At 48.7% G+C, this 8,755-nt stretch carries 9 protein-coding genes and 1 pseudogene; 9 read left to right on the forward strand and 1 reads right to left on the reverse strand.

Annotated features, from left to right (window positions below; genetic code table 11):
- The 3 genes and pseudogenes from VB741_RS25425 to VB741_RS25435 all read left to right on the forward strand — a co-directional run.
- Positions 1-506, forward strand: a pseudogene (locus VB741_RS25425) (hypothetical protein); the annotation flags it as partial.
- Positions 507-623: 117 nt separating this feature from the next.
- Positions 624-1,196, forward strand: coding sequence for a sigma-70 family RNA polymerase sigma factor (locus tag VB741_RS25430; RefSeq protein ID WP_323368029.1), 573 nt, complete (start codon positions 624-626; stop codon positions 1,194-1,196).
- A gap of 4 nt (positions 1,197-1,200) precedes the next feature.
- Positions 1,201-1,935, forward strand: coding sequence for an anti-sigma factor (locus VB741_RS25435; protein ID WP_323368030.1), 735 nt, complete (start codon positions 1,201-1,203; stop codon positions 1,933-1,935).
- Positions 1,936-2,090: 155 nt separating this feature from the next.
- On the opposite strand, the gene VB741_RS25440 is transcribed toward VB741_RS25435, so the two are convergent.
- Positions 2,091-3,320 carry a calcium-binding protein gene (locus tag VB741_RS25440; RefSeq protein WP_323368031.1) on the reverse strand — a complete coding sequence of 410 codons (1,230 nt, stop codon included), beginning with the start codon at positions 3,318-3,320 and terminating at the stop codon, positions 2,091-2,093.
- An 815-nt stretch (positions 3,321-4,135) separates the two neighbouring features.
- Here VB741_RS25440 and VB741_RS25445 point away from each other — a divergent pair.
- From VB741_RS25445 to VB741_RS25470, 6 genes are all read left to right on the forward strand, one after another.
- Complete coding sequence (locus VB741_RS25445) at positions 4,136-4,396, forward strand: hypothetical protein (protein ID WP_323368032.1); 261 nt, start codon at positions 4,136-4,138, stop codon at positions 4,394-4,396.
- Between the two features lie 56 nt (positions 4,397-4,452).
- Positions 4,453-4,650 carry a hypothetical protein gene (locus tag VB741_RS25450; RefSeq protein ID WP_323368033.1) on the forward strand — a complete coding sequence of 66 codons (198 nt, stop codon included), beginning with the start codon at positions 4,453-4,455 and terminating at the stop codon, positions 4,648-4,650.
- Between the two features lie 43 nt (positions 4,651-4,693).
- A complete protein-coding gene (locus VB741_RS25455) occupies positions 4,694-5,770 on the forward strand; it encodes a Rieske 2Fe-2S domain-containing protein (protein ID WP_323368034.1) in 1,077 nt (358 codons plus the stop codon).
- A 60-nt stretch (positions 5,771-5,830) separates the two neighbouring features.
- On the forward strand, positions 5,831-6,580 hold the full coding sequence (locus VB741_RS25460; RefSeq protein ID WP_323368035.1) for a hypothetical protein: 750 nt from the start codon (positions 5,831-5,833) through the stop codon (positions 6,578-6,580).
- A gap of 434 nt (positions 6,581-7,014) precedes the next feature.
- Entirely contained in the window at positions 7,015-8,184 is a 1,170-nt protein-coding gene (locus tag VB741_RS25465) for an FIST signal transduction protein (protein WP_323368036.1), read from the forward strand.
- A gap of 9 nt (positions 8,185-8,193) precedes the next feature.
- Positions 8,194-8,634, forward strand: coding sequence for a hypothetical protein (locus VB741_RS25470; RefSeq protein ID WP_323368037.1), 441 nt, complete (start codon positions 8,194-8,196; stop codon positions 8,632-8,634).
- Positions 8,635-8,755 lie beyond the last annotated feature (121 nt).

The following is an 8,755-nucleotide window of genomic DNA, read 5'->3' on the forward strand; positions in this document are numbered from 1 at the left end:
CACTGAGTTTGATGCGACCCTTGGGCTTGCTCAAGGAGGTTACCAATTCCTATATTTGGATTACGCTAGCTGATAATCTCTGTAACCTGGGAAAACTCTCTAATTTTTTAAGCCTGAGTAGTTACCTGGGTGGTGACGACCTGCTTAGGGGCGGTACTGGTGATGATCGCCTATTTGGTAATTCAGGACACGATTCCCTCTATGGAGACGTTGGAGCAGACATCCTAGTGGGTGGTCACGGAGACGATTTGCTCCGAGGCGGTGTTGGTTCCGATCTTTTAATCGGTGGACATGGTAGCGATATCTTCGTCCTGGCACAAGGAGAAGGTGAGGATACTATCCACGATTTCCAAGTTGGCGTTGACGTTATCGGTATCGCCGGAGGGATCAACTTCAGCGATCTGAGCTTTGTGGGTAATACCATTCTCTTTGGCCAAGAAACTTTGGCAACCCTAACCGGCGTTAACACCACCACACTGGATGCAGGAGCTTTCGTACAGGTCTAAGTTCCATGGGCCTCAGCGGTGTATTTTTCTTTACGCCGCTGAGGTAAATGGCGAAGTTATTCTCTCGACGATAGCGGATTTCATATAGAATATCAGCAAACGCCGACCTTACCCACCATGGCTCGTCTTTCCACTGATTCATCGGATATCGAGCTGATTCACAGCCTGAGATCTGGATCTAAACAAGCCCTTGGCGTCCTTTACGATCGCTATGGCAGTTTGGTATATACGGTTGCCCTCAAAATCCTCAAACAGCCCTCCGATGCAGAAGACTTGACTCAGGATATATTTCTTAATTTTTGGAAGCAAGAGAAGTTCGATGCCAACCGGGCCACCCTAAGCGTCTATCTTTGCATGATGGCGCGATCGCGTGCCCTAAACCGACTAGCTAGCTATGGCGCTTATCAACGCTCTTTGCAACGGCTACAATGGTCATCCCCAGAAGCCAGATCGACCGCAACACCGCTAGAAAAAGTGTCGCTGGTAGAACAGCAAGAAGTCGTGCAACGCGCCCTTGCCCAGATTTCAGACCAGCAGCGTCAAATCTTAGAAATGAACTTTTATCAGGGGTTGAGTCATTCACAAATTGCCCAACAGTTAGACATTCCCCTGGGTACAGTTAAAACAAAAGCTCGAAAAGGCTTAATGGAACTAAGACAGCAACTAGGGGATGCGGTTCATGAGGGATAAACCAATGTCAAAGCCGATTTCAGATGACGAAAAAATGCTAGTCCCAGGGTATGTATTGGGAGATCTGACTGCTGAAGAAATTGAGCAATTGGAGCAGTTGGTGGCAGATAATCCTGATTTGCTGAAAGAAATTCATGCGTTGCAAGCCAGCTTTGCATTGCTCCCACAGGGGCTGCCTGTGGTTGAACCTCCTCCTGCTCTGCGGGAGGCAATCGTGTCCGCTCCAGAACTGCAACAGCTTCTCCAGCCGAGACGATCGACGAGACGACTGCTCAAAGTGTTGGCTGGGCTACTCACCCTTGCAACCGTATCCCTCATCCTCGACAATTTTCGATTACGTCAACAACTCCAAGTTGCCCAAAATGATCAAATCGATCGGGTAGCCTCCATCCTGCAACAGCCCAACAGTCGCCTTATTTCCCTCAACGGCAAAGCCTCCGAGGCTTCTGGTACTCTCCTGTTTACGCCCGGTCGCTGGCAAGAGGTGATTATTTCCCTCGGGAACCTGCCACCCGTGCCTCCGGAGCAGATCTATCGCATGTGGTTATCCTTGGAAAATGGTGAAGTCCTCTATTGCGGTGAATTCAATACCAATTCGGAGGGGTCTGTGTTTGTGCGGTTCACGCCACCTGAAACCCCGCCCAAAGGGGTCAAAGCCACTGGGCTATTTGTGACGATCGACGCTCGTGAGGCCCCACTCACACCTTCGGGAGAGCGAATAATGGAGGGCACCATTTAGCTGGAGTGCTCAGCAATGGCTGCCCACTTTCCTAATCGACTCTGCTTGGTGTCCCGGTTGTTGTAACTACTACTTGTAGAAACAACCATATTTTCGACCAGAAAAATTACAGTTTTGGGCGTGGATAAGCTTTGGGTGTGAGAATCGTTAGGGCTTCACGCTTGAATGATGAAACTCGATGCGGAGAGTAATGAGGTTGCGGTGCTGACACTTTCACCCAAGAGTGTGGCAAACTGCGCGCCACTGCCAAAACCCGCTGCTGCACCGTTTTGGTTGTAAAACAAACCACCACTGCCTGTGTTGTAGACAATTCGAGCTGAACTGGCCGCTGCTGCCTCATTTGAGCTGACAATCGCGAAATCCGAGGCTGTACTAAATCCATTGCCAGCCTGACTTGCGATCCCTGTAAAGGTTGTTTTATCCAAGATAATTCTATCGGATAGGGTCGAAAAATCAACAACCGTATCAATTCCTATAGCGGCTGAAGTAAAGGCTGCATTTGTGTTGTAAATAAAGCGATCGCTCCCTGTGCCCCCTAGCAACAGGTCAAAACCACTGCCCCCATTCAACCGATCATTGCCGTTTCCGCCAATCAATGTATCATTTCCGGCCAAGCCAGAGATCTCATCATTGCCACCTAAACCATTGAGCAGATCATCAATGGCAGAGCCGTTCAAGGTATCGTTATTGGCTGTTCCTAAGCCAGCTTTTGTTGCGGATAACCGGGCGATATCACTATTTGACGAGGCGCTATTACTATTGTCTGTCAAAGTAAACAAGTTAGCTGTTGTATAAGGGTTATAGGGTAACCCGGAAGCGGCACTATTAAAGGCACTGTAATCCTTCAAAGCGCCCTGAAGTACCACCGCACCATTTGCCGATAAATAGTAGCGATCGCCCAAGACGAAGACCGTATAATCTGTCCAGGTTTGAGTTGAGAGAAAAGCCCGCTCTGTAGGGCTATGGGTCAAGAGCGTCGAGCCGCTTCCACCCTGTTGTGCCCAGATCTCATTAGTCCAAAAGCCCAGTTCAATGCCTTTGCGATCGCTACTGATAGCCGTAAGCGATAACCCGGCGCGATCGGCAATGCCATCTCCGTTGCGATCGCTTCCATTATGATTTTCACTATTCAGCCGCAGCCGTAGACTTAACTGGTAGCCTGTTGACCGATTCAATTCCGGAAATGCCCCATTTACTAAAGTCGGAGCCGAGGGCTTATGGTTGCTATATCCACCCCCACCCGGTTGCCCCAGCAGTGAAGTATTGAGGTTCGTAAACCCAGGCTGCTGAGTTTGTTGGACACCACCGACTGCCGAATAAGCTAACCAGTTTTGCTGAGCGGGTGTACTGTTTAGCGCCCCATTATAGAGAAGTGTTTGGCTCACAGGTGCTGTCTCCTTCAGAGAATAATAGGGAATTGGTTAGAGTTAACGTGTTTTTAACTTGGCTAAAATACAGAGAATTGGCGTGCACCCTTTACTTTCTCAACAGGCCGAGTTGCGGCATACGGCATACGAATGCGTCCACACTCCGCTATGTAGCATTTCCTGATTATAGAATGTGAGTTTGTTTACCCATTAATCCGCCTTGTCAGATCATGCAATCTTTACAAAATAGAGAATTCAAGGTAACCGATGAACCTGTAACCGATGAACGAGCGACAAAACGAGGCTCTGTTGGAGAAGCTTCTAAATCACGTCCAAGTTGAAACCTTGAGTTTTCTGCGACTGCTCTAAAAGTACTGGTAAGAGAGATTTGAAGGAACGATTTTACGTTGTTGCGGCGGTTGATCGTTGGGGGCCGCTTTAGTACGAGACGGGGTGAACGCTTGACGATACTTAGCAACGGTGTGGGGCTTGAGCAGATCCTCGAGCAGGGCTCACCCCAGAGACAGATTGCCCTCTAAGTCAATGCCAATACCGTATCCGAAAAGGTGACTAATCATTAGGCGACTTAGATAAGTAGCGCTATCGTAAAGCAACTAATAGATACATAACCCTTAATGTACTTTTAAGGGCCTGCTCAGCTTTTTGGTTTAAGTTTGACAGGACATTGAGATTTTCCTATGGAAACTCACAGAGCGCACACAGAAGTGACTCCCTTGCCTTTATGTGTCGCTATGGTTAGTTCTTCATCTGATTAAATCGATGTTCGGAAGAATGGTGTTTTCTCTGGAAGGCAGGTTGAAAGTATGAATCCTATGGCGATTTCTCTGGTGGAATGGTTTTTAAAACTGGTGCGAGTGTATTGGATTGCGGGGTTAATTTTTGCCATATTTTTCTCCCTGTTTGGTGTACAGCGCACTGATCCAGCGGCTAGGGGACTGGCTCCCTTGTTTCGCTTAATCATTATTCCGGGGGTGAGTTTATTTTGGCCATTGTTCGCTGTGCGCTTAGTCCAAGGGCGACAACACCCAACCGAAAAAAATGCCCATCGTCTGGCGGCTAAGTTTGCTCCCTAGGGCAGCGCTTGACTTTGAGCTTCCCGCTAATTGTAATCCTGATTTAGGAGATTGTTGTGCTGATTTCTCGCCGTAAGGCTCATTTGTGGTCATCCATAGTGCTCGCTATTGTGTTGCCGCTTTTGTTTATTGTTGGTGTTCTCTTCAGGCCCGTTTATGGGCCAGTCTCTGAGCCAGCTGAAGCCTTGTTTCAACAAGCTGAATTGCCTGCTACTCAAGAGAATCTGATTGCCGCTTTCTTGCAGCAGGAATGAAGGCGGTCGTAATTGCTCAAAATCCACCTACTTCTGTAATGATATGAGTGTTGCTTACAAGTCGATTCAGTGGAACCGTCAAAAGCTTGTCTACGATGCGATTTTGCTGACAACGGTTGGTCTTTATCTGGCTATTTTTATGACCGTTGCTAGCAAAATGGGGCCAGGGCTAGACTTCAAGGGGATTAGCATTCGAGCCTATGGCTCGGCGGCGTTTATTTTGTTGAATGTGATTTTGTCGATTGGGCCTTTGACTCGCTTAGACAAACGGTTTATGCCTTTGTTGTTCAATCGCCGCCATATGGGCGTAACCATGTTTTTTTTGGCATTGATCCATGCCATTGGCTTAAAGTTGCCCGCTTTGCCCTATAAGGTAGATGGGGTATTGACCTGGTATCACGACTTTGGCAACTTGAAGCCTTGGGTGAGTTTGTTTGTGGGCAATACCGAATATGGCGATTTGAGTCGCTTTCCCTTTGAAACCCTAGGCGCGGCTGCGTTAGTTATTTTTCTGGTGATGGCAGCCACTAGCCACGACTTCTGGCTGGTGAATTTGACTGCCCCGATTTGGAAAGCCCTGCACATGGGGGTTTATTTGGCCTATGGCCTGGTGGTAGTCCATGTGATTTTGGGGCCGTTAGAAACAAATCAACATCCCCTGTTGACCGTGGCGGTTGGGGTTAGTTTGGTGTGGATTGTGGGGCTGCATCTGTTGACGGCCCTGCGGGAAGCTCGGTTAGACAATGCGCCGTTGGGGGTTCCTGACCAAGCTGGATTTATCGATGTCGGCAGTGTTAGTGAGATTCCCGCCGATCGGGCCAAGATTGTCACCTTAGCAGGAGAACGGGTGGCAATTTTTAAATACGATGGCAAACTCTCGGCGGTCTCGAATGTGTGTCAGCACCAAAATGGCCCCCTTGGCGAAGGTAAAGTGGTCGATGGTTGTATTACTTGCCCCTGGCATGGCTATCAGTACCATCCTGCCAATGGTGCCTCGCCCCCTCCTTTTACCGAGAAAGTGCCAACCTTTGCGCTCAAGGTGGTAGGCGATCGCATCTGGGTGAACTCAACGCCTAATCCACCTGGTACCTACGTTGAACCAGCGGTGGTCGGTGCTTAATTTTGCGATCGATATTCTGAGCTCTACGCTGTTGAACCTTTAACCAAACGAGAGATTCCCATGACTGGACGTGATGATTTTTATATTGGGTATGCCCCGTTACCGCCCTCGATCAGGCGTTTTTTGCTGTGGTTTGTGCCGCTGTTAGTGTTGGCGGTTTTGGGGCTAGCCATGATTGCTCCGTCGTTGCACTTCGAGCAGGCAAATTCTGGCAAAATTGTAGGAGCCAAGGTTTTTGAAGGATTTTTGGTGGCAGAGCCTGCTCCTCATTTGCTGGTACCAGATGCTGCCAAGAACAACTTTACGGTCTATCCTCTGTCTGGAACGAATAAACGTTCGCCCCTACCTAAGATCATGGAGCAGGCGGGGCAGTGGGTCAAACTCAATGGTATTTTAATTAGCCGCAATCACTATGGGATGTTAGCCGCTCGATCGGCAGAACCGATTGCCGCTCCCGCTGGGGCTGTCTCCCTCCCCGATCAGTCGGTTTCTTTGGGTAAGTTTGCGATCGCAGGCGAAATTGTCGATGGCAAATGTTATCCCGGCATCATGAAACCCGGACGCACCAAAACCCATCGCGCTTGCGCCATTCGCTGCATCAGTGGCGGGGTGCCGCCGGTGTTTCGCGCCCAAAACCAAAGTGGTCAGGCGCTCTATTTTCTGCTCTCCGATACCCAAGGCAAAGCCGTCAACGATCGGATTTTATCCCTAGTGGCCGATCCGATTCAGATTACCGGCAACGTCATTCAATACGGTAACACCTTTATTCTCAAGGCTGACCCCGAGACCTATGAGCGTTTACCCGCCTAGGGAAAAGTCAGCACTCAATTTTAGGGGAATGCCCTGACCAATCGGGATATTGGGCGCATCAAAATCAAAGGCAATGTTACCAACGCGGTGTCACCAATAGTCCAGCAAGTGGCCCAGCCGCTAGATCAGACCTCGGTCCAGGCTCCTAACCTAGTCGCTCAGGCAACCTTGGTACGATAAGTGTGGAGTTTGAGTCAAATTTGCTCGCTAACCGGCTCTAGGTGCTTCTTAGGCCGGTTTTCTATCGCGGGCGATATGAAGAAAATTTCTGCTCCAAAGATCTGCGACGGCATCTCTGTCTCCACGATTTTTTGGCTCAAATCGCCACCACCAAAGCCAACACGCTGTAAACAATAGCTTGCCATTTTCATAAACTGCCTATTCAATAGAAGTAAGCCTTTTCATGGGATCGGTTACTTCCGACATGTTTAGCAATGAGAACAATTTCACATTTAGACATCGAAGAACAGATTACCGAGACGTTGAGCTACGACTTGACCAGTGGCTGGTCCAAGCCATTTCCAGCCTTGGATTCTGAAAACACTCTTGTTGTGGTGTTCGCTGCGCATGAATACTGCACCTCACTGGAGCCATTAGAAGAACTCAGCAATGCTTTTCCGCAATCGAAGATTATCGGTTGCAGTACACCGGTTGTGATCTGTGATGGAGCATTGCTCGAAGGAGCTATCTCCGTAGGTGTTATCCGTTTCAATCATACAAAAATTCGATATTCCTGTGCACCAGTCCAAGCATTTGAAGAGTCTCGAACAGCAGGCCAACACATTGGCAAACAGCTGGCCGATGCCGATCTAAAAGGAGTTCTTATTTTTTCCGATGGCGTAACTACGGAAGCAACAGATTTGGTGAAAGGCTTACAGGAAATGTTGCCGCCGAATGTAACCATTGCCGGCGGTCTGGCCAGCGGGCATACTCTTGACGATACATGGATGTTTTGTGACGGCAAACTCAAGCGATTCCACGCATGTGCAGTTGGTTTCGTTGGTAATACGGTGGAACTGACACGAGCAACCGGAGGAGGATGGCGATTGATTGGAGTGGAATGTAAAGCGACACGAACGTCCGGTAGGACATTATTCGAACTCGATGGTGAACCCGCCAAAGATGTTTACCAGCGGCAGGTTGGCAAAGACATCGGATTGGGTTTACGGGAGTCGTCTACTCGCTACCCCCTAACCGTTCGGTTGCCGGGTCTCGAAATGCAAATCGTTCGCGACGTCAATAGCGTGGATGAAGCATCTGGTGCGATTGAATTGGCTGGCGATATTCCAGAAGGTGTGATGGTTCAAGTAATGACCACGACGGAAGACGAAATTCTCGATGGTGTTGACGAAGCCATTGAGCGCATGCGTAGCAAAACGATCTTGCCGCAGAACAACGCCCTAGCAATTTGTGTGAGCTGTGCTGGCCGACGTACTGTGTTGCTTGGGAAGACGAGTGAAGAAGCGACTCTCGCTCATGATGGATTGGGGCACGGGATTCATCAAATCGGGATGTATGCTTTTGGAGAAATCTCAACCACATCATCGGGTCCCCCGCATGTTTACAATGAGACTATTACTATAGGTTTAATACGCGAGTATTAGGGATCGACTATGTCTATCAACCCCTTGCCCGACGAAAGTTCTAATGAGCTAAGCTGCATGCTTAAGCGACTCATGCGTCGGCAAGGCGTAGTGGTTAATGCAGTTCCTAGTCTTGAAGGCTGGAATAATTTTGTTTTAGCCGTAGATCAAACAATCAGAGAATTCAGGGCCAATCGCGAACTTCTTGAACAGTCGGTGAAGTCAACGTCGTTGAAACTTAAGCAGGCGTACGAAGATTTAAAGCATGAATCCAGCTTACGTCTTGCCCAAGCGAATTTACACCAGCGGGAACTAGAGAACTTAGTGAAGGAAAGAACCACTGAACTGCGTAACGCCCAGCTTCGCCTAGAAGAAATAAATAAGCGACTCAAGTACGATGCCACCCACGATGACTTAACTAATTTGGCCAATCGAAACCAGTTAATAAGGGAATTAAACAGGTGCTTGTAACTACTCAGGCTTAAAAAATTAGAGAGTTTTCCCAGGTTACAGAGATTATCAGCTAGCGTAATCCAAATATAGGAATTGGTAACCTCCTTGAGCAAGCCCAAGGGTCGCATCAAACTCAGTG

It is taken from the genome of Leptothoe sp. PORK10 BA2, assembly GCF_034932105.1.
Classification (GTDB): Bacteria; Cyanobacteriota; Cyanobacteriia; order Phormidesmidales; family Phormidesmidaceae; genus Leptothoe.